The organism is Chitinophaga sp. W2I13, assembly GCF_050434005.1.
Lineage (GTDB): Bacteria > Bacteroidota > Bacteroidia > Chitinophagales > Chitinophagaceae > Chitinophaga.
This window is the reverse complement of the sequence record NZ_JBNPWD010000001.1, coordinates 2,610,375-2,629,665: the sequence shown is the minus strand read 5'-3', so window position 1 is coordinate 2,629,665 and position 19,291 is coordinate 2,610,375. Positions and strand designations below refer to the sequence as shown.

Annotated in this window: 16 protein-coding genes; 7 read left to right on the top strand and 9 right to left on the bottom strand. The window is 46.2% G+C overall.

What is annotated here, in order from left to right:
- Positions 1–111 precede the first annotated feature (111 nt).
- The 4 genes from QFZ48_RS10700 to QFZ48_RS10685 form a co-directional block, all read right to left on the bottom strand.
- Positions 112–1,392, bottom strand: a complete 1,281-nt coding sequence (locus QFZ48_RS10700) for a M16 family metallopeptidase (protein ID WP_370908905.1) — start codon at positions 1,390–1,392, stop codon at positions 112–114.
- A gap of 43 nt (positions 1,393–1,435) precedes the next feature.
- Entirely contained in the window at positions 1,436–2,674 is a 1,239-nt protein-coding gene (locus QFZ48_RS10695) for a M16 family metallopeptidase (RefSeq protein ID WP_429043211.1), read from the bottom strand.
- Between the two features lie 69 nt (positions 2,675–2,743).
- The gene (locus QFZ48_RS10690; RefSeq protein ID WP_429043213.1) at positions 2,744–3,661 is read right to left on the bottom strand and encodes an aspartyl protease family protein; all 918 of its coding nucleotides are present in this window, start codon (positions 3,659–3,661) and stop codon (positions 2,744–2,746) included.
- Between the two features lie 13 nt (positions 3,662–3,674).
- The gene (locus tag QFZ48_RS10685) at positions 3,675–4,877 is read right to left on the bottom strand and encodes an aspartyl protease family protein (RefSeq protein ID WP_429043215.1); all 1,203 of its coding nucleotides are present in this window, start codon (positions 4,875–4,877) and stop codon (positions 3,675–3,677) included.
- A gap of 163 nt (positions 4,878–5,040) precedes the next feature.
- Between QFZ48_RS10685 and mqnC the strand changes: the two genes are divergently transcribed.
- The 3 genes from mqnC to QFZ48_RS10670 all read left to right on the top strand — a co-directional run bounded on the left by mqnC (position 5,041) and on the right by QFZ48_RS10670 (position 8,311).
- The gene (gene mqnC / locus QFZ48_RS10680) at positions 5,041–6,165 is read left to right on the top strand and encodes a cyclic dehypoxanthinyl futalosine synthase (protein ID WP_370908909.1); all 1,125 of its coding nucleotides are present in this window, start codon (positions 5,041–5,043) and stop codon (positions 6,163–6,165) included.
- An 841-nt stretch (positions 6,166–7,006) separates the two neighbouring features.
- A complete protein-coding gene (locus QFZ48_RS10675) occupies positions 7,007–7,630 on the top strand; it encodes a hypothetical protein (RefSeq protein ID WP_429062237.1) in 624 nt (207 codons plus the stop codon).
- 138 nt (positions 7,631–7,768) lie between these two features.
- Positions 7,769–8,311, top strand: coding sequence for a GNAT family N-acetyltransferase (locus QFZ48_RS10670; protein ID WP_429062235.1), 543 nt, complete (start codon positions 7,769–7,771; stop codon positions 8,309–8,311).
- Here the strand turns inward: QFZ48_RS10670 and QFZ48_RS10665 are convergent.
- Positions 8,308–9,762, bottom strand: a complete 1,455-nt coding sequence (locus QFZ48_RS10665) for an amino acid permease (RefSeq protein ID WP_429062233.1) — start codon at positions 9,760–9,762, stop codon at positions 8,308–8,310. The genes QFZ48_RS10670 and QFZ48_RS10665 overlap by 4 nt on opposite strands.
- Before the next feature lie 58 nt (positions 9,763–9,820).
- Positions 9,821–10,714, bottom strand: coding sequence for a hydroxypyruvate isomerase family protein (locus tag QFZ48_RS10660; protein ID WP_429062232.1), 894 nt, complete (start codon positions 10,712–10,714; stop codon positions 9,821–9,823).
- A gap of 211 nt (positions 10,715–10,925) precedes the next feature.
- Between QFZ48_RS10660 and QFZ48_RS10655 the strand changes: the two genes are divergently transcribed.
- On the top strand, positions 10,926–11,207 hold the full coding sequence (locus tag QFZ48_RS10655; RefSeq protein ID WP_429043229.1) for a hypothetical protein: 282 nt from the start codon (positions 10,926–10,928) through the stop codon (positions 11,205–11,207).
- Positions 11,208–11,280: 73 nt separating this feature from the next.
- Here QFZ48_RS10655 and QFZ48_RS10650 read toward each other — a convergent pair whose 3' ends face one another.
- Both QFZ48_RS10650 and QFZ48_RS10645 read right to left on the bottom strand, forming a co-directional pair.
- Positions 11,281–14,148: an outer membrane beta-barrel protein gene (locus QFZ48_RS10650; protein WP_429043232.1), complete on the bottom strand. Its 2,868-nt coding sequence runs from the start codon at positions 14,146–14,148 to the stop codon at positions 11,281–11,283.
- Positions 14,149–14,191: 43 nt separating this feature from the next.
- Positions 14,192–14,974, bottom strand: coding sequence for a hypothetical protein (locus tag QFZ48_RS10645; protein ID WP_429062230.1), 783 nt, complete (start codon positions 14,972–14,974; stop codon positions 14,192–14,194).
- Between the two features lie 191 nt (positions 14,975–15,165).
- On the opposite strand from QFZ48_RS10645, the gene QFZ48_RS10640 reads away from it, so the two are divergent.
- Together QFZ48_RS10640 and QFZ48_RS10635 are read left to right on the top strand one after the other, a co-directional pair.
- A complete protein-coding gene (locus tag QFZ48_RS10640) occupies positions 15,166–16,605 on the top strand; it encodes a sensor histidine kinase (RefSeq protein WP_429043237.1) in 1,440 nt (479 codons plus the stop codon).
- A gap of 17 nt (positions 16,606–16,622) precedes the next feature.
- Complete coding sequence (locus QFZ48_RS10635) at positions 16,623–17,309, top strand: response regulator transcription factor (RefSeq protein WP_370908918.1); 687 nt, start codon at positions 16,623–16,625, stop codon at positions 17,307–17,309.
- On the opposite strand, the gene QFZ48_RS10630 is transcribed toward QFZ48_RS10635, so the two are convergent.
- On the bottom strand, positions 17,306–18,142 hold the full coding sequence (locus QFZ48_RS10630; RefSeq protein WP_429062229.1) for a sensor histidine kinase: 837 nt from the start codon (positions 18,140–18,142) through the stop codon (positions 17,306–17,308). The genes QFZ48_RS10635 and QFZ48_RS10630 overlap by 4 nt on opposite strands.
- Positions 18,143–18,244: 102 nt before the next feature.
- On the opposite strand from QFZ48_RS10630, the gene pheS reads away from it, so the two are divergent.
- On the top strand, positions 18,245–19,273 hold the full coding sequence (pheS, locus tag QFZ48_RS10625) for a phenylalanine--tRNA ligase subunit alpha (RefSeq protein WP_429043243.1): 1,029 nt from the start codon (positions 18,245–18,247) through the stop codon (positions 19,271–19,273).
- Positions 19,274–19,291 lie beyond the last annotated feature (18 nt).

Genomic DNA, 19,291 nt, shown 5'->3' with positions numbered 1-19,291 from the left:
AGGGTACCTTAAAAGTTCTTTGATTCCTGGTGGAAGGGATAATACAGGTTATCCAAAAATAAAAGGTTTCCGTTAATGGAAACCTTTTATTTTTTAGCGGGATATTTCTTTTTAAATCACTACCAGCTCATAAAAATCGCCTGGCGTGAAATATTGTTTTGCCAGCTGCTGCAATTCTTCCGCGGTAATGGTTTTAATAGTTTTGATGTTATTATAGAAGTAATTCTCGTCCAGGTCGTTCAGGATGAGGTTTTTCCAGCGTTGGATCAGCTGGAAAGCGCCATCCAGGTCGCCGAGGATGGAACCGATCATATAGTTGCGAACGAGGTCCAATTCCTCTTTGGGCACCGGTTCGTTCTGCAGGCGGAGCAGTTCCTTGTAAATTTCATCGATGGTAGCTTCGCAAACATCGCGGCCGGCCTCTGTTTGAATATTCAGGGCACTGGTTTGACGGAAGTTATACAGCTGTGAATAAATGCCGTAGGTATACCCTTTTTCTTCCCGGATGTTACTCATCAGGCGGGAACCAAAGTAACCGCCAAAGATGGTGTTTAACACCAGCATCTTCGGGAAATCGGGATGGTAACGGTTCGGGAAATGACGGGCCACACGCACGGCGCCCTGTACCCCATTTTCGTCATTAAAGATCCTGAATTTTTTCTCTTCTGCCGGCTGTATTGGCAGATCGAGTTTAACCAGGTGAGTATCCCCGTTCCATTGGGTGGTGCCAAAATATTGGTTCAGCAACGGGATCATGTTGGCGGGCAGGTTACCAGCCACAAAGATCTTACAGTTGTTGTAAGTATAATGCTTTTTATAGAACGCCTGCAGTCCTTCAGATTGCAATGCATCATATGCCATCATGGAGCTTACGCGGCCATACGGATGGAACTCCCCGAACAGGTATTTATCAATGAAACGGTTGCCTACAAAATCGCATTTAAGCAGGTTTACTGCCAGCTTTTGTTTCTGGTTCTGCTTATACAGGTTCAGTTCTTCTTCCGGGAATATTGGGTCCAGGATCACTTCCTGCAGCATGGGCAGCAGTACTTCCGTGTGCTTGGTGAGGCAGTGAAGCGTATAGGTTGCATTTTCATGGTATGCATTACGGTTCAGGTAAGCGCCGTGATAGTCGATGTTTTCATTGATTTGTTGCGACGTATGTTTGCTGGTACCGTTTTTCATGAGAAAGTTGGTAGCTGTAGCTTCCAGGCTTTCGCTTTCATACCAGCTGCCTGCAGGAAATACCAGCTCCAGCTGTAATGTTTCCTGTTCGTCAGATTTCATAACGTATACCGGGATGCCATTGTCCAGGGTGAACTGTTCATATGGCTTCAGTTTTATATCGAAATCCACCGCATCTTTAATGGGAGGGGCAATCGTTCTGTTCATCGTGTCTTATTTAAAGGGTGAGGGCCGAAAACAAGCCACTGCACTAATTTGCAGCGTAATAGTAAATGGTATTTGAATTCTTCTCATCAAAAAGCAGTTTCGCTTCCTCATGTATTTCTGCTGCGGTTACCACTTCATAATTTTCAAATTCGTGGTTCATCAGTGCGGCATCGCCCAGCAGTTCGTAAAATGCCAGGTTATTGGCACGGTTGAGTAAGCTCATGTCTTCAAAGGCCAGCAAGCTTTCCACGCGGTTTTTTACTTTTTGCAGTTCTCTTTCTGAGATGACTTCCTGTTGCAGTTTTTCCAATTCCTGCTGAATAGCTTTTTCTGCATCTTTCATTTTTACTCCTTTTACCAGTTTACCTTCTATGGTTAGTAAGCCGGCATCGAGGCTGCCAAAATGATAGCATTCAATATTGCTGAATAGCTTTTTTTCTTTTACCAGTACCTGGTTCAGGCGGGAGGAGCTGCCACCACCAAGGATGTCGGAGATGAGATCCGCTGCATAGTAACGTTTGTCGGTGCGGGCGTACATGTGGTAGCATTTATACAGTGCATCCAGAGGTACATTGGCTTTTACTTCCAGTTTATGTGCTGCTGTTTGGGCGGGTTCAACCGGCAGGTTGCGATAATACTTTTCGCCGGAAGGGATATCGCCGAACCATTTTTCTGCGAGCGCTTTCACCTGCTCCACGGTAACGTTGCCGCCTACAGAGAGGATCGCGTTTACCGGGCGGTAGTACTTAAAGAAAAATGCTTTTACATCTTCCAGTTTAGCATTCTCAATATGTGATAATTCTTTACCGATGGTCATCCAGCGATAGGGATGGGTAGTGTACGACAGCTCGCGCATTTTATGCCATACATCTCCATAAGGTTTATTGATATAATGTTCTTTAAACTCTTCCGATACAACTTTGCGTTGCACATCCAGGCTTTTTTCATCAAAGGCCAGGGAGAGCATGCGGTCACTTTCCAGCCAGAAACCGGTTTCAATATTTTCTGCCGGAAGCTGAATGTAGTAGTTGGTCAGATCGCTGGTGGTGTATGCATTATTTTCGCCACCGGCCATTTGTAACGGCTCATCGTATGAGGGAATATTGATGGACCCACCAAACATCAGGTGTTCAAACAGGTGGGCGAAGCCCGTTTGTGCCGGATTTTCATCTCTCGCTCCCACATCATACAGCACATTTATTACCGCCATCGGCGTCGTATGGTCTTCGTGAACAATTACCCTCAGTCCGTTTGCCAGCGTAAACTTATTATAATGGATCATATCTTTTTATTGGTCAATACGGTAAAAATAGGGAATTACGGTAAGCTTTCAGCTCAAAGCGGCAAAAAGCTACTCCAGGTACAGTTCCTTCTTGTCGTAATTAATGGTAAGCGTGTAGTCCTTCCAGATATCATAACCAATAGAGCCGGCTACTTCTGTAAATACGCCGAGGTCGTCTATATCCTTGCTGTAGCTCACCGGCACATTGGGGATACTGCGGCCGCCCATTTCCAGTGAGGGCACCGAACTATTGATGTAGTACAATACCTTCAGCATATCCTGTACGCGGTCTGTATTGATGGTGGGGAGCAGGGTATTGAGTTTGTATTTATCTACATAGGGCCAGTTAAAAAGGATGCCGTAGTCGCCGCCGGTGGTGATGTGATAGTGGCCGGGTAACCGGCGACCATCGGGCAGCTGGATGGAGGCGTCAATAACCGGGGTGCTGAAATTAAGCTGAAAATGCAGCAGCCTGCCGGTATTGCCGGTGGGGGTTTTGCCCGCCTTGTACAGTACGAGTTGTTTGGCCCGGTAGTCTATTTTAACGATGTATAGCTTTAGCAAAGCGATTCCTATGATGCCGTCCACCGGCCCCAGGGTACTGAGGTTTTCCAGGTATACTTTCACATAGGGTAACCGGAGTTCTTTGAGATAAAGGGCATTTAGTGTAGCCAGTTCTGTTTTGGCCATCGCATTGTTGGTGCCGGTTAAAAAGGCATTGCCGGCATTTCTCAGCTGTAGTTTAGCGGCAGTAGCGAGATTCATTACCGTTACTTCTGCTCCGCTGTCGAAAATAAAATGCAGGGTATCCGTACTACCGGAAACGGTAACGGGAATGATCAACTGGCGGTTTACCAGTTCAAAAGGAATGACGGCTACCGGTTTGCTGTTATCTGTTGCTGCTGCTGACGAGCCTCTGCGCTGGGCATGGGCAGGCATTAGGGCATAGCTGAATATGATGGTTACTGTCAATAAAAAGCGCCACATGACACAAATAACGTCAAAGAATACTTTTTATTGGCAATTTTTTAATGAGGAGTTCTTTATCCCGGCTCACCAGGCAGGTAGCGCGTGTGCCGATGTTTTTCAGTAATTCGCGGAACAGCTGAAGATTTGGGCCCAGGTTATTATTGATGCCCATGATAATATCGCCTGTCCGGAAGCCGGCTTTTTCCGCAGGTGATCCCTTGATAATATCAGTTACTTCTACCTTTCCGTCGATCAGGTAGATGATCAAACCGGTGTAAGAATAGTCGAACATATCACGGAAATGCGTGTTAGGCAGCATGTATATTTCCTTTTTGCTGTAGTTGAGGGTGATATTGAAACGGCGAAGCAAATCGTTCCCTATCATTCCGCCAAGAAAAGGATAAGCGGTAACGTTGCTTTTATCGTCAAACACATAAGTGGGCACATTCCGGAAACTATAGTTGCCGATGCGGAATTCATTTACCGTAGTGAGCGACATGGTCATCTTCCCTCCCAGGCCCTGTGCTTCTGTTTGTATGATCTTTTTGGTGCGGCGTTTTTTGCCTTGTAATACGCTGCTGTCGTTTACAAACTGGGATGACAGCAACAGGCACATACCGGCGCCGGTATCGAAATAATAGCGGTTGGTGATGGTGCGCACAGCGTTCTTCAGCGGAGCAGATATCAACGGGATCTGCGTGAGAGAAGGACGTAGCAGTTGACCTCCCCGGGGATAAGTATATTTTCCTTTGGAATAAATAATAATTTCTTCTGTATCGTAATCTATTGTAACAATATACCGGCTCAGTAAGCTATACCCGATGATGCCATCTACCTGTATACCGTACACCTGGCTGATCAGTTCATAATCGTTAATGTGGAAATCAAGGCTGTCTACCTTTAATCCCGGGAGTTTCAGTGAGTGACGCCGTGCAAAGGATACCGGTTTGGAACTGCCCAGCCCTTTTATGATCCGGTCGGAAGGTTCCATGCTTATTCCCAGCCTGAGGCAGGTGGTGGTATCAAGTGAAATGCCTGCGCTGCCGGTGTCGAGAATGAACTGAAGCGTGTCCGGATAATTGCTGACCAGTGCCTGGATGACTACTACTCCCCCGTAATATTGTTTGAAGTGGAAGCGCGTGAGCAGCATGGCTTCGCGAGTACTATCGTTTTCAGGCGTGGCATTTCCGGCTTGGGTGCTCATCGATATACCGGCGGCTGCCAGAAGCAGCATAACGTGTAACAGAATTGGTCTAAGCATACTTGGTTGATGCAGGGGATGTGTATACCTATAAATTTAACATTAAATAGTGTTCGTATAAAATATTTTTATTACAGGCGGTTAATTGCCTAAATACTACCTTTGTCAAAGTTATTCAGGGTTAGAAATATAGCACATGGAACTTCAGGATTTATACAAAAAGGCGCAGAACTTTGAGTTTCTGACAGCAGCAGAGGGCGTTTACCTGTTTGAAAATGCCCCGCTGGCAGAATTGATGGAAATAGCCAACGAGTTACGCAAGCAACAGGTTCCGCATGGAAAGGTAACCTGGCAGATCGACAGGAACGTAAATACCACCAATGTATGCACGGCCAACTGCAAGTTTTGTAACTTTTACCGCATTCCCGGCCATAAAGAGGCCTATATTACGCCAATTGAAGAGTACAAAAAGAAGATCGAGGAAACCCTTAAGTATGGCGGCGATCAGCTGCTGTTACAAGGCGGGCACCACCCGGAACTGGGTCTCAGCTTCTACGTAAATCTCTTCAGGGAACTAAAACAATTATATCCTGCATTAAAATTACATACCCTCGGGCCCCCCGAAGTTGCACATATCACCAAACTGGAAAAAAGCACCCATATAGAAGTGCTCCGTGCCTTGCAGGAAGCGGGTATGGACAGTCTTCCCGGCGCCGGTGCTGAAATACTGAACGACCGCGTACGCCGCCTTATCTCCAAAGGAAAGTGCGGTGCACAGGAGTGGTTGGATGTAATGCGTGCGGCACACAAGCTGAACATTGCCTCTTCGGCAACCATGATGTTTGGTCACGTGGAAACCGTGCTGGAACGTTTTGAGCACCTGGTGGATATCCGGCAGGTACAAAGCGAAAAGCCGGAAGGACACTATGGCTTTACCGCGTTTATTCCCTGGACTTTCCAGGATGTGGATACCCTGCTGGCAAGGATCCGTGGCGTACACAACATGACTACCTCGGAAGAATATATCCGCATGATTGCCATGAGCCGCATCATGCTGCCGAATATTAAAAATATCCAGGCATCCTGGTTAACCGTAGGTAAACAGGTGGCGCAACTTTGCCTGCACGCCGGCGCCAACGATTTTGGCTCTATCATGATCGAGGAAAACGTGGTAAGCGCTGCCGGCGCCCCGCATCGCTTTACCTACCTGTCTATGCAGGAGGCGATCCGCGAAGCTGGTTTTGAACCGCAGTTACGTACGCAACTGTACAAATTCAGAGAGCTGCCTGCTGCTATCGAAGAGCAGGTGATCAACTACTAATGCAGCGGAGGTTGTCTTGGACACTGATTACGCTGATTTTGCTGATTAGCTTTTGGAGATTCGGGGAGAATTTAGCGGAGGTTGTCTTGGACACTGATTATGCTGATTTTACTGATTAGATTTTTGTGATTTGAGGAGATTGGTGGAGGATAACAAGGGGGTGAATAAAGATTGCTTAAAGATAGACGGTGAAATGCGTCGTTTATACTTATTATATGCTTAGTACATGCTTAATACATGCAGTTAACACGGAGGTGATGTGGAGGTGACGTGGACTTGATGCCAGGATCGCTTACCACAGGGCTTTACGGGCGAAATTTTTTCGGGCGTTATACGCAATACTACCCCATCAGAGAAACGGTACGCCAATATACCGGTGAAAGTGATTGAACGGCATTCAGTAAATCTTTGCTGTTAAATGCCGCTCATCTTCTTAAATTATTTAAGAAATAGCAACTGGGAAAGCCGTTTAAATTCACTGAATTTTCCGAAAATCCTATAAAAAGCTAAAAACATACCAATATTCCATAGAAACTGCCGGATATTAAATTAAAATCCGGCCAGTACATTCATCTTCCAAAATCCTTCTAAAAATCAAAATAGTAATCAGCAAAATCAGCGTAATCAGTGTCCAAGACAACCTACGCTAAATTCTCCCCCAAATCTCCAAAAGCTAATCAGCGTAATCCTGAGTAAGACAACCTCCGCTGTGCATAAACTATTCATTAGCAAATTATTAACAAGTCTCAAAGATTTGTTAAAACTGCCGGGGTGATGTTACAAATCGCTCTGTTCCACGTCTAACAGATACAAACTAACTAATCAAACTAAAGGAGGGAATATGAAAAAGCTGGGTCTTATCATGGCAGGATTTGCAATCATCGCCATGGCAGCCTGTTCAAGCACCAAAGTAACGTCTTCCTGGCGTTCCAATGATGCACAGCAACTGCAAAAGGATAATAAAATAATGGTAATGGCGCTGGTACCTCAGAGAGATCGTACCCTGCGCAGCCAGATGGAAAATTACACCGTATCGGAACTGAGAAGAAAGGGATATAATGCCATGTCTGCACTGCAGACCTATGGCCCCAACGACATGGCTAAAATGACGGAAAAGCAGGTGTTGAAGCAATTACAGGGAAGTGATGTAAACCAGATCATGACCATTGTAATGCTGGATAAAGGCAGGGAAAGAAACTTTGTTCCCAGTTACTCACCTTACGGTTATTATGGCTTCTGGCCCTATTACTCTATGTGGTCATCCAGGATGTATGCTCCCGGATATTATACTTACAATACCAAGTATCAATGGGAAGCCAACCTGTATGATATGAAGAGCGGACAAATGTTGTACTCTGTACAATCACAGTCTTTCGATCCGCCAACAACGGAAAGAATGGCCGTATTATATGCACAACAGGTAGTAAAAGATATGGCTAAACAACAGTTGTTAGCAAAACAGTAACGGTAATAAATAGAGAATAAACAGCCGCTGGCTCTTAGTTTTTATACAATAAAGCTAAAGGTCAGCGGCTATTTTACTGCCCGCAGGTTGGATTTTACGGGAAATCGGTGTAAGTTTAACGCCCTTTTAAATCCAGTTATGTTCGAAATAACCGTTAATGAAAACATATACCTCCGGCAGCTCCAGGTGCAGGATGCTCCCTTGGTATATAAACAACTGGATGCATCCCGTAAAAGCCTGCGCAGATTTTTACCCTGGGTAGATTATAATACCAACGAAGAACATTCCCTCCGCTTTATACAGTTGATGTTACGCAAAGCTGAAGAACAGGAAGCCATTGCCCTGGGGGTATGGTACAAGGAGCAATTTTGCGGGGTCATTGATCTCCACGGATGGGACCACCAGTTGCAGAAAGCAGAAATAGGTTATTGGATAGGAGAAGAGTTCCAGCGGAAAGGCATTGCTACCGCCGCGTGCAAAGGACTTATTTCCTTTGCCTTCAGAAAACTCCACCTGAATAAGATAGAGATCCGCTTTGTATTGCAGAACGAACGTAGCGGGCAAATCCCGATCAGACTGGGATTTGCCAAAGAAGGAATATTGCGCCACAGCGCCAAACTGCACGGGCAGTATGTGGATATGGTGGTAATGGGTGTACTGCGGCAGGACTGGAAATATTAGCTTTTCAGCTGCTTACGCACTTTACTGTGCTTCTTACCATAAAATTCATAGATCACCATGCCTATTGCCATCCATACGATGAGACGTAACCAGGTATCCCAGGGCAGAAAGGCCATCATAACGGCACAGGTGATAATGCCCATTAATGGCACAAAGGGAACCCACGGTGTTTTAAATGCGCGCGGTGCATCCGGCATGGAGTACCGCATTATCCAAACCCCTGCACATACGATCACAAATGCCAGCAGGGTACCAATGCTGGTCATCTCCCCTACTACCCTTACCGGTACCAGTGCGGCAAACAAACTTACAAACACACAGAAAAGGATATTCGATTTCCAGGGAGTACGGTAACGGGGATGGACATCCGAAAATATTTTTGGCAGCAGGCCATCTTTAGCCATACTGTAAAATACTCTCGATTGCCCCCAGAGATCCACCAGGATTACGGAGGTATAACCGACTATGATGGCGAGGATAATCATTTGCCCAAGCCATTTGTAGGGCGTGTGCGCAATGGCAATGGCTACCGGCGCCGCACTGTTTTTAAACTCTTTATAGGGCGCCAGTCCGGTGAGTACATGGGAAAAAAGAATGAACAGGACCGTACATACCGCCAGTGATCCGAGAATGCCTATGGGCATATTACGCCGTGGATTTTTGGTTTCCTGGGCGGCTGTGCTCACAATATCAAAACCGAGATATACAAAGAAGATGACACCTGCTCCCCGCAAAATACCGGACACGCCGTATTCTCCAAAGGTGCCTGTGTTTTTGGGAATATATGGGGTGAGATTAGCCGGCTGTATATACTTCCAGCCGAGGGCGATAAAAACAAGCACTACGCCCACTTTGAGCGACACCACTATCGCGTTCCATATGGCCGAGCCTTTGGTGCCACGCATGAGGATCGCCGACATGAGGATAATGACCAATGCTGCAGGGAGATTGAAATAGCCGTGGGTGGTTATGCCGTTTGCCAGCGTGATGGTTTCAAACGGGGAGTGTGAAAACTGTGCGGGAATGTAAATTTTATATCCTGCAAGGAATGCTACCAGGTAATTAGACCAGCTGATAGCCACGGTGGCGGCTCCCACGGAAAATTCGAGGACCAGGTCCCAGCCTATGATCCAGGCAAGCCGCTCTCCCATTGTCGTGTAGGCGTAGGTGTATGCGCTGCCTGCCACCGGGATCATGGAGGCAAATTCGGCATAGCAAAGACCGGCAAAGGCGCAGCCAACACCAGCCACTATAAAGGAGAGTGTTACTGCCGGCCCGGCGTTATTGCCGGCTGCGGGTCCCGTAAGGGAAAATAATCCCGCACCGATAATAACGCCCAGGCCCAGCATCAGCAGCTGAAAGCCATTCAGCGTGCGTTTGAGGGTATCTTTGCTTTCACTGGCCGACTCATTGAGCAGCCATGATAAAGGCTTTTTGTAATTTTGGTTCATGTTATATACCCTACTGGTTTAGTAGACTGGTCCGCGAAAGTAGGATATATTTATGAATTTAAGCCAGATCGCAGATTCCTACTGCCTGGCGGAGCGATGCGATCTGGTCTTTATGGGCAGGAATAAACTCCTGGGCCACGTGGCCTTTAAAGCCGGTTTCGTAGATCGCTTTCATGATGGCCGGATAGTACAGCTCCTGGGTTTCATCAATTTCATGACGGCCCGGTACCCCGCCGGTGTGGTAATGCGCAATATAATCGTGGTGGTCGCGGATATTACGGATTACATCCCCTTCCATGATCTGCATATGGTAAATGTCGTATAGCAGCTTAAAATTGGGAGAACCCACTGATTTACATAGCTCTACGCCCCAGGCGGTATGATCGCACTGGTAGTCGTGGTGATCCACTTTGCTGTTCAGCAGTTCCATTACCAGCGTTACCTTTTTCTTTTCTGCATAGCCGGTAATGCGTTGCAGGCCTTTGGTGCAGTTTTCAATGCCCTGCTGATCGCTCATGCCGTTACGGTTGCCGGAAAAGCAGATCAGGTTGGTAAAACCGGCTTTTGCGGTTTCATCTATATAATGTTTAAAATATTCTTCCAGTTTATCGTGGTGGGCTACGGTGTTAAATCCTTTGCCGATATTCCAATCCGGGCCATTACTGGCCACCATAGCGGTGATCATGTCATTTTTCTTCAGGATGTCGAAGTCTTTCGGATCAACGAGGTCGATGGAATGAATGCCGATTTGTTTAGCAGCTTTACACAGTTCATCCAGTGGAATGTTATAACACCAGGCACATACCGAGTGGTTGATTTTGCCTTTTAGTTTTTCATCTACTGCCAGATCGTGTGCAGATACCCTGCTGGAGAGGGATGATAGCGCGGTGGATGCGAATGCCATTGTGGCTACTTTCTTAATCATATCGCGGCGTGAGTTTTCCTGATGCATAAAAAAGGTTTGCTTTAAACTGCCATCAATGTAGGCGAAATTATGTTTACTTACAAGCTCCTGCCGCCTTTTTAAGGCAAAAGGGCGTGGAAATACGGATTTTATTTTTTCCGTAGAACCAACCGCGCTCATCCTGCGTTTATATAGTAACTTACAGTTAGTTTGGAATTTGGTAAGTAATTTGTTTATGTATTGAAAAGCGGAGGTTGATATGGAAAAAAAATATACTCCCAGTTTATGGATCTGCATCCTGATGGACGTGTTAGGATGCGCCAGTTACGCAGTTCCGGTATTAGGAGACGTCAGTGACTTTATCTGGGCCCCGATTTCTGCCATCATTTTCTACCGTATGTTTGGTGGCACGATTGGTACTTTCGGTAGTGTTTTTAACTTCATGGAGGAATTATTTCCAGGTACAGATTTTATCCCCACGTTTACCCTTTCCTGGATACTGAAGCGGGTAACGGCTCCAAGAAGAACGATGTCTATTTAAATTAGTCTCTAAATAACAAGGGCATTATTAATCCGTATGATTAATAATGCCCTTGTTTATATAGATGGTCAACTTAGAAGCCTCTTGGTCTCATGCCGCCGCGGCCACCTCCCGGAGGAAAGCCCATCATACGGTTGCCTCTTTCGCCTTTGCCGCTATTACCGCCAAACTTATTCAGGAAATAGGTGAAGCTCACCATGAAGTATTGCTGTAATACATTGCTCTGTACGTCCTGGATGTAGTTGTCTGCCACGGTGCGGGATACACTGATATATTGTCTCAACAGGTCAAACCCCTGGATCTTGATCATCCCCTGTTTCTTTGGAAATACATACTTTGATACGTTGGCGTTCCACATGGTGGAGGTGAGGTTATAACCCGGCTGCCGGCCACGGTTCATTGTACAGGTGATATCGCTGCCTATCAGGAAACCGAGCGGGAGATTGATATTGAAATCCGTGTTGATATTGTAATCCAGGTAGCGGGTATCACTTGCTCCGGCGCTGGCCTGGGAGTAGTTGGTGGCATTGAAATTAATGCTGCCGCCCAGTGAAATATCAAACAATTCCTTGTACATATAGCTTACGTTGGCCGACTGTGATAACTGCAACGAATTGGTGTTGCTGTTAATGCCATTGCTCACAATTACATCTTTATTATAACTCACGGAAGTTCCTGTGTTCAGGTTTTGCCCTGGCGTTTTTGATAAGGGAATGGAGTTGTGTACCATACCCGAAATATTGTAATTACCATTTACGTTTACCGGTCTCACGGTTTGCCTGCCGGTTTCAGGATCCAGTGTAGTGGAGTTGATAATTTTATTTACCGTATAACCGCCGTTCAACCGGGCAAACATGCCCCGGAAGGTGATGTTGTTAAACGAGTTGTAGTTAACGCTGAGGTTATTGGTAAAAGATGGTTTCAGGTCCGGGTTACCCAGCTGTATATACAACGGGTTACTGTTGTCCGGAACGGGCGCCAGCTGTTGTACAGACGGTTGCTGTGTATTACCGTTGTAGTTTATGCGTAACCGTTTGTTCTTGGAAAATGTGTAGTTAAAAGATGCCTGCGGAGAGAAGTTAACCGTGTTTTGTGTGATCAGGCTGTCTTTCCCCTTCAGGAATGAATACGTGTTATTATCAAGGCTGTTAAACAGCACATTCAGTCCTATGGAATAATCATATTTCAGTTTGTTGGTGCGTATGGCAAAGCCGGTCTGCTGGTTCAGGGTACTGTTGGTAAAAGAATTGCTCAGTGAGTCGTTCATGATGTTGTACTGTCCTTTCGCATCATCATAGTCGTAAGTATATTTTGTGCTGGTGCTATTGTATTTTGTGATACCATAATTTGCTTCGAGGAAGCGATCCCTTCCCAACGGTTCTGTGTAGGTAACATTTACGCCTTCGTTGCGGCTATTGGTATTTATTTGATTGCGCTGGTTGAAGTTAACGATGCTGTCGGCAGAAACATAATTGATACTTGATTTTACATAGTTCTCCTGGTCATTATCGCTGTTGTTGTAATTAAAATTAAGGCTCAGTGTACGGCCTGCTTTTCTAAACCGTTTGCGGAACAGCAGTGAGCCGCCATAATTTTCATTGTTGCCCTGGCCATCATTGTAAGTGAGTCCCCTGTTCAATGTATCCTTATTGGTGTTCAGCGACAGGTTTTCTGTAACGCTGTAGTTGTTGCCGTTTGTAAGGGAATAGGTTGGTGAAAAGATCAGTGAATGAAAGGAGTCGATCGTATATTCCACCCTGGCAGAAAAGCGGTTGTTACTGTTATCTGTTTGAGAGGTGGAATTGGTATTGTCGTAGTTGGTGGTGGCGTTGCCTTGTTTATCGGTACTGAATGTTTGTTTTGCTGTTTTTTGTTCTGTATTATTCTTGGTATCATTAAAAAAGTAGCTGCCGTTCACGATCAGGTTTTTGCTGAAGTCCTGGTTGAAATTCAGGCCGGTGTTCCAGTTGCGGGTGATACCGCTGTTGTTGCCGCCACCCATGAGCTGTTGCATACCTCTTCCGCCGCCGCGGCCACCACCTCCTCTTCCGCCACCGGCAGAACTGAAGCTCATGGCATCCTGTTGGGTATAGCCCATATTGTTTACGTTGTTACCGCCACCGAGCAGCGACATCTGCTGGTTTTCCCTGAAGCGGTTTAAGCTGAGGGATACGCCATAGCGGTCGTCGGTACCATAGCCGGCAGTGGCGCGGCCAAACAGTCCTTTCTTTTTATCTTTTTTAATGGTGATGTTGATCGTTTTTTCTGTTTGCCCGTCGTCGATTTGTGTGAATTGAGCCTGGTCTGATTTGCGGTCTATCAGCTGTACTTTGTCGATAATATTGGCTGGCAGGTTTTTGGTGGCCAGTTTGGGGTCGTTGCCAAAAAACGGTTTACCATCTACCAGTACCCTGGTAACGGTTTCTCCCTGAGCGGTGATCGCGCCGTCTTTATCTACTGTAACGCCCGGAAGTTTCTTTAAAAGGTCTTCTACCACTGCATTTTCGCGGGTTTTAAATGCATCGGCATTAAATTCAAGGGTATCTTTCTTAACTACAATGGGTGGTTTTTCGTCCAGTATTTCTACTGCATTCAGGTTTACTCCTTTTAATATCATAGGGATGTTGCCGAGGGATATTTCCTTATGGTCCTGGTTAATCTGCAATGATTTATTGATAGGTTTATAGCCCAGGAAGCTTACGTACAGCCGGTATGCGCCATCGGCGACATTGGTCAGTTCAAAGTTGCCTTTGTTGTCTGTCATAGTGGTGGTAGCAACGCTGGAGTCTTTTGCATTCAGTAACACTACCGTGGCAGCGGGCATGGCATCCCTGGAGGTAGAGTCAGTCAGTTGGCCTTTAATCTTTCCTTGTTGAGCCTGGGCCTGGACATGTATAATGCCCAAACCCAGTACCAGCAAGAGTTGTATAAGTTTCTTCATATATGAATTTAACAGGAAAGGGGGAAGTTAGGATGAAATTTATTTATTGTTGTTGCCGCTTACGTAATTTCTCCATTTCCTGTCTCCTGATTTCTCTCATTTGTTCGGGGCTCACTTTTTCTGCACCGGCAGGGATGCTGAGATCCGTATCTGTTATAGCTTTCAGGCTAACGTTTTTTGCGATGAAGGCGCGTTTGCCGCCTTCTGCAGAAAGCACAACGGCATTGCTGTCGGGTAATAATCCGTTCACCGGGGAGAAAGTAAAGGGCAATTCGGTGGTGTACCAAACGGTGTACGTATCATCTTTTAGCTGTATGGTGGCCTTTTTACAGGTATATCCTGCAATTTTTTTTGTTTTGTCGGACGACTTGTTATTAGCGGTAAAGATGAAATCTTCTTCTGTGTAGTAAGTTTTTTTATCGTCGCCAAAGGTGCTGAACACCTGTTCATACTTCTTATTGGCAAGGTCTACATACTGTGCGTTGCCACCCCGTCCCATGCCCATGCCCATACCGCCGGGGCCTTGTCTGCGCCGGGTGCTGGTATCTCCGTCGGGGCGCTGTCTTCTGCCGCCGAAGCCGCCGCCTTCAGGCCGCTCGGTGGTGAGCTTACCGAGGTTGTTGCTGAAAGTAAATACCTGTTTGAAGGTGATGACATCCGGAATTTCGGGTGCGTCGTCGCCACCGCGCTGGAATCCGCGCATGCGTTCGGGATCTGTTTTGGCGGTTACTTCATATTCTATCACTCCTGATTGCTGAGCATATACCTGGCTGGTGGCAGATAGCAGTGTGGCTGCTGCGATGAATAAACGGATAGTTCGGTTCATACCTGATTGATTTTAGTACAAATGTGAATCTTCGTCTTCATTTTTTGGGTTAAAAAGCTTTATTTACTGTTATTTACTGTTAAGGGCTGTCTGTAAGCGTTAATCTTCCTTATTTACTGTTAATTACTGTTAAGGGATTGCCTTCTTTTCCCCGTGGAATGGATAGTTTTGTAAGGATCTTAAAATCTTTCATGCGACAAAGAATCAGAAATATTCTCATCCTCATGTCTGTTTGTATCCTCGGAATATTTCTGTTCCAGGGGTACTGGCTATACAATTCATACAAATTAAGAGAGGAACAGTTCAATAAAGAGATCAATGAATCGCTGCGGATGGCTGTGTTTAATAAGCAGTTTTCGGATGTGCGCCGCTATATCCGTTACTACGGTAAAGATAAAGATTCGTTGAAGTCGCCTATGCGCGGACTGGCAGATCAGCTGGAAGAAATAGGCATGCCTAAAGGCAGGCGTTTCAAGGGGCAGCATTTCGACCGCTACCCCGAGCGACCTCCGGCAGCTGCTTTTAAGGCCGATTCTTCCAGCAGGATATATGTGGATACACTGGCCCGGCAGATCTCCGAGTTCCTCATTACCAGCAACTTACACGACGATAGTACCAATCTTAAAAAACTGGACTCTGTTTTCAAAGTGGAGCTGGCCAACCGCCAGATAGCCACGCCCTATGAACTGGATACTTTTCATCTGAACTACAGCGGTTTTGAAAGGGAAACGTTTAGAGACAGCATCCGCCGGAGGGAGCCCAGGCAAACGGCGAAAATTCCTTTTAACCCCGCCAGCAACTTATTCGTACAGGCCAGCTTCGATTCCCCCCTGCAGTTTATTTTACAGAAGATGATCTGGACCCTGCTCAGCTCACTGGTATTACTGGTGCTTACCACCCTCAGTTTTATTTATATGCTCAGAACAATTCTCAAGCAGAAAAAGCTGTCGGAAGTAAAAAACGATTTTATCAACAACATGACGCATGAGCTGAAAACGCCTATTGCCACCGTATCTGCGGCAGTAGAGGCGTTACAGAACTTCAATGCACTGAACGACCAGCGTAAAACACAAACGTACCTGGATATATCAAAAAATGAATTGCAGCGCTTATCAGATCTCGTGGAAAAAGTACTGCATATTGCTGCCGAAGAAAAAGAAGATATTGAATTGTTCCGGGAGGAAACAGACCTGAATGAAGTAATTGACAACATCCTTTCCAACCACCAGCTTAAAGCAGGAAAGCAGCTACAGTTACGCTATGATAATAACCTGGCCGGCAAAGCCGTATTTGTTGATAAAACACACCTGGCCAGCGCGATTAATAATCTCGTGGATAACGCGATTAAATATTCCGGCGAACACGTACAATTATACCTGCAAACCAGCATGGAAAACGGTATCTTAAAGATCAGGGTAAAAGATAGCGGCATTGGTATCCCGAAGGTATACCAGGGCAGTATCTTTGATAAGTTTTTCAGGGTGCCTACCGGCAACCTGCACAACGTAAAAGGGTTTGGCCTGGGATTAAGTTATGTGCGGAAAATAGTGGAAATGCATGGTGGGTCCATACATGTGCAAAGTGAACCGGACAAAGGCAGCGAATTTACCATTATCATCCCTTCTGCTTAACCATATAAAAGAGATTTATGCCCAAAGTATTATTGATAGAAGATGAAGTGCAGCTTGGACAAATTGTGAAAGACAGCCTTGAGATGCGGGGGTTTGAAATGCTGTACGCAGCCGACGGCAAAGAAGGACTGCGTATATACCAGCAGGAACACCCCGATGTGGTGGTGCTGGACATCATGATGCCTAACATGGATGGATTTACGGTTACGGCAGAAATCCGTAAGCAGGATAAATTCACGCCTATCATTTTCCTGACCGCCAAATCGCAGACTGCTGATGTGGTGAAAGGTTTTGAACTGGGGGGAAACGACTACCTGAAAAAGCCTTTCAGCATGGACGAGCTGATTGTTCGTATTACGGCGCTGCTGAAACGTTTTGGCGATAACCCCGGCACCAGGGAAATGGAAGAAGGCGCTGTAACCATCGGGCAATATGTTTTCAACTACACCAAGCAAACCCTTGCCCGCAATAATTCCATCGAGTTCCTGTCGCACCGCGAGGCGGCTATTTTACGGCGGTTATACGATAACAAAAATGAGGTAATGGAGCGGAAAGCTGTATTGCTCGATCTTTGGGGAGATGATAATTTTTTCAACGCCCGCAGTATGGACGTATTTATCACGAAGCTCCGCCGGTATTTGAAAGATGATTCCCGTGTACAGATCGTTAATATCCGGGGAGTGGGTTACAAATTGATTTTTTAGTGGTTCATGGCCGGATCGGATTCAAAAGTAATGTACACACGGGTGCCTTCTACGGTGTTCTCCGCTCCCGGCAGATCGGAGATTTCAATGTTAAATTGTTTATGGTACATGGCGCGGTAAAGGGTGGCCCTTTCCATACATATTTCCATGCCCCTGGAATGGTGGTTGTTACTTTTTAGCCCGTCGTGATGATATTGCAGTGCCTGTACCCTTCCGATACCGTTGTCTGTTACCTCGCACGCATACAGGTCCGGACCCAGCTGCATCCACTGAACGTGTAGCTGCCTGTTTGTACGCTTGTGCATCAGGCCATGCCAGATCGCGTTTTCCACAAAAGGTTGTACCAGCATACAGGGTACATACAGGGCCGCCGCAGAGATCTGCGGATCGGTATAGAGCGTATACTCAAACCCGTTATTGGTGCGCAATTGTTCCAGTTTGAGGTACTGCTCCAGCAGATCAGCTTCTTCCTGCAGGGGAATAAAATCTTTATCAGCCAGCATTAACACTTTCCGGAGCAGGCCGGCAAAACGGGAAATATATTCCTGTGCCAGCGCCGTTTCGCCGGTCATGAGGGCGGTGTATATGCCGTTTAGGCAATTAAACTGGAAATGCGGGTTCACCTGTGATTTCAGGTTCACCAGTTTTAGTTCTGTAATTTGTGTGCGGAGAAGGAGCATTGCGGCATCCTGCTGGTGGCTGTTTTGGATCAAAGCTTCGCTATTGCCTTTGAGAAGAAGGTAACGGGAACGGTAATGCAGACAAAGGAGAAAAAAAATGACAATGCCGGCTGCAGCCAGTATCAGCATAACAGTGTGTGTGGTGACAGGCATAACCACCTCGATTTGCTCATGAAAATATACGTCATTTCCGTGAAAAAAGGAGCAATGGCTAAACCTCTTCAGTTTACACCTAAACGCTTATCTTTGTTGTTTATGGAACAGTTAGTACAGCAAATAGCAGCCTACAAAGAAGAAATAGCGGCTTTTACGCCTGCCGGCGCAGCGGATCTGGAACAGTACCGCATAAAATTCCTGGGTACAAAAGGTATCGTGAAAGCTCTTTTCGGGGAGATGAAACAGGTACCGAATGACCGTAAGAAAGAATTCGGGCAGATTTTAAACGAATTTAAACAACTCGCGGAATCCCGCTACGAGCAGTTCAGCGATCTGAAAGATGCTGGTGGCGCCGATACCGGCGATATAGATTATACTTTACCGGCCGCGCCTCACCGGCTGGGCACCAGGCACCCTATCAGCCTAGTAAGGAATAAGATCATCCGCATTTTTGAGCGGCTGGGCTTTACCATTGCCGAAGGACCAGAAATTGAAGACGACTGGCACAACTTCACGGCATTGAACCTCCCGGAAAATCATCCGGCCCGCGACATGCAGGATACTTTCTTTATCAGCAAAAATCCCGACTGGCTGCTGCGCACCCAAACTTCCTCCGCCCAGGTAAGGGTAATGGAAGAAGGCAAGCTGCCTATCCGTATCATCAGCCCGGGAAGAGTATACCGTAATGAAACCATTTCCGCCCGTGCACACTGCTTCTTCCACCAGGTAGAAGGATTGTACATAGACGAAAACGTTTCTTTCGCAGACCTCAAACAAACGCTGTATCACTTTGTTCAGGAAATGTTTGGCGAGAATACGGGCATCCGTTTCCGTCCCTCCTATTTCCCGTTCACAGAACCCAGCGCGGAAATGGACATTGTATGCTTCATTTGTGGAGGCACCGGTTGTAATGTATGTAAACAAACCGGCTGGGTAGAAATACTCGGTTGCGGAATGGTACATCCGAAAGTACTGGCCAACTGCGGCATCGACCCGGAAAAATATTCCGGCTTTGCCTTCGGTATGGGAATAGAACGTATTACCATGCTGAAATACCAGATTAAAGATCTGCGCCTGTTCTCTGAAAACGATACCCGTTTCCTGGAACAATTTGAAGGAGCAGTATAAATATTATTACCAGGCTAT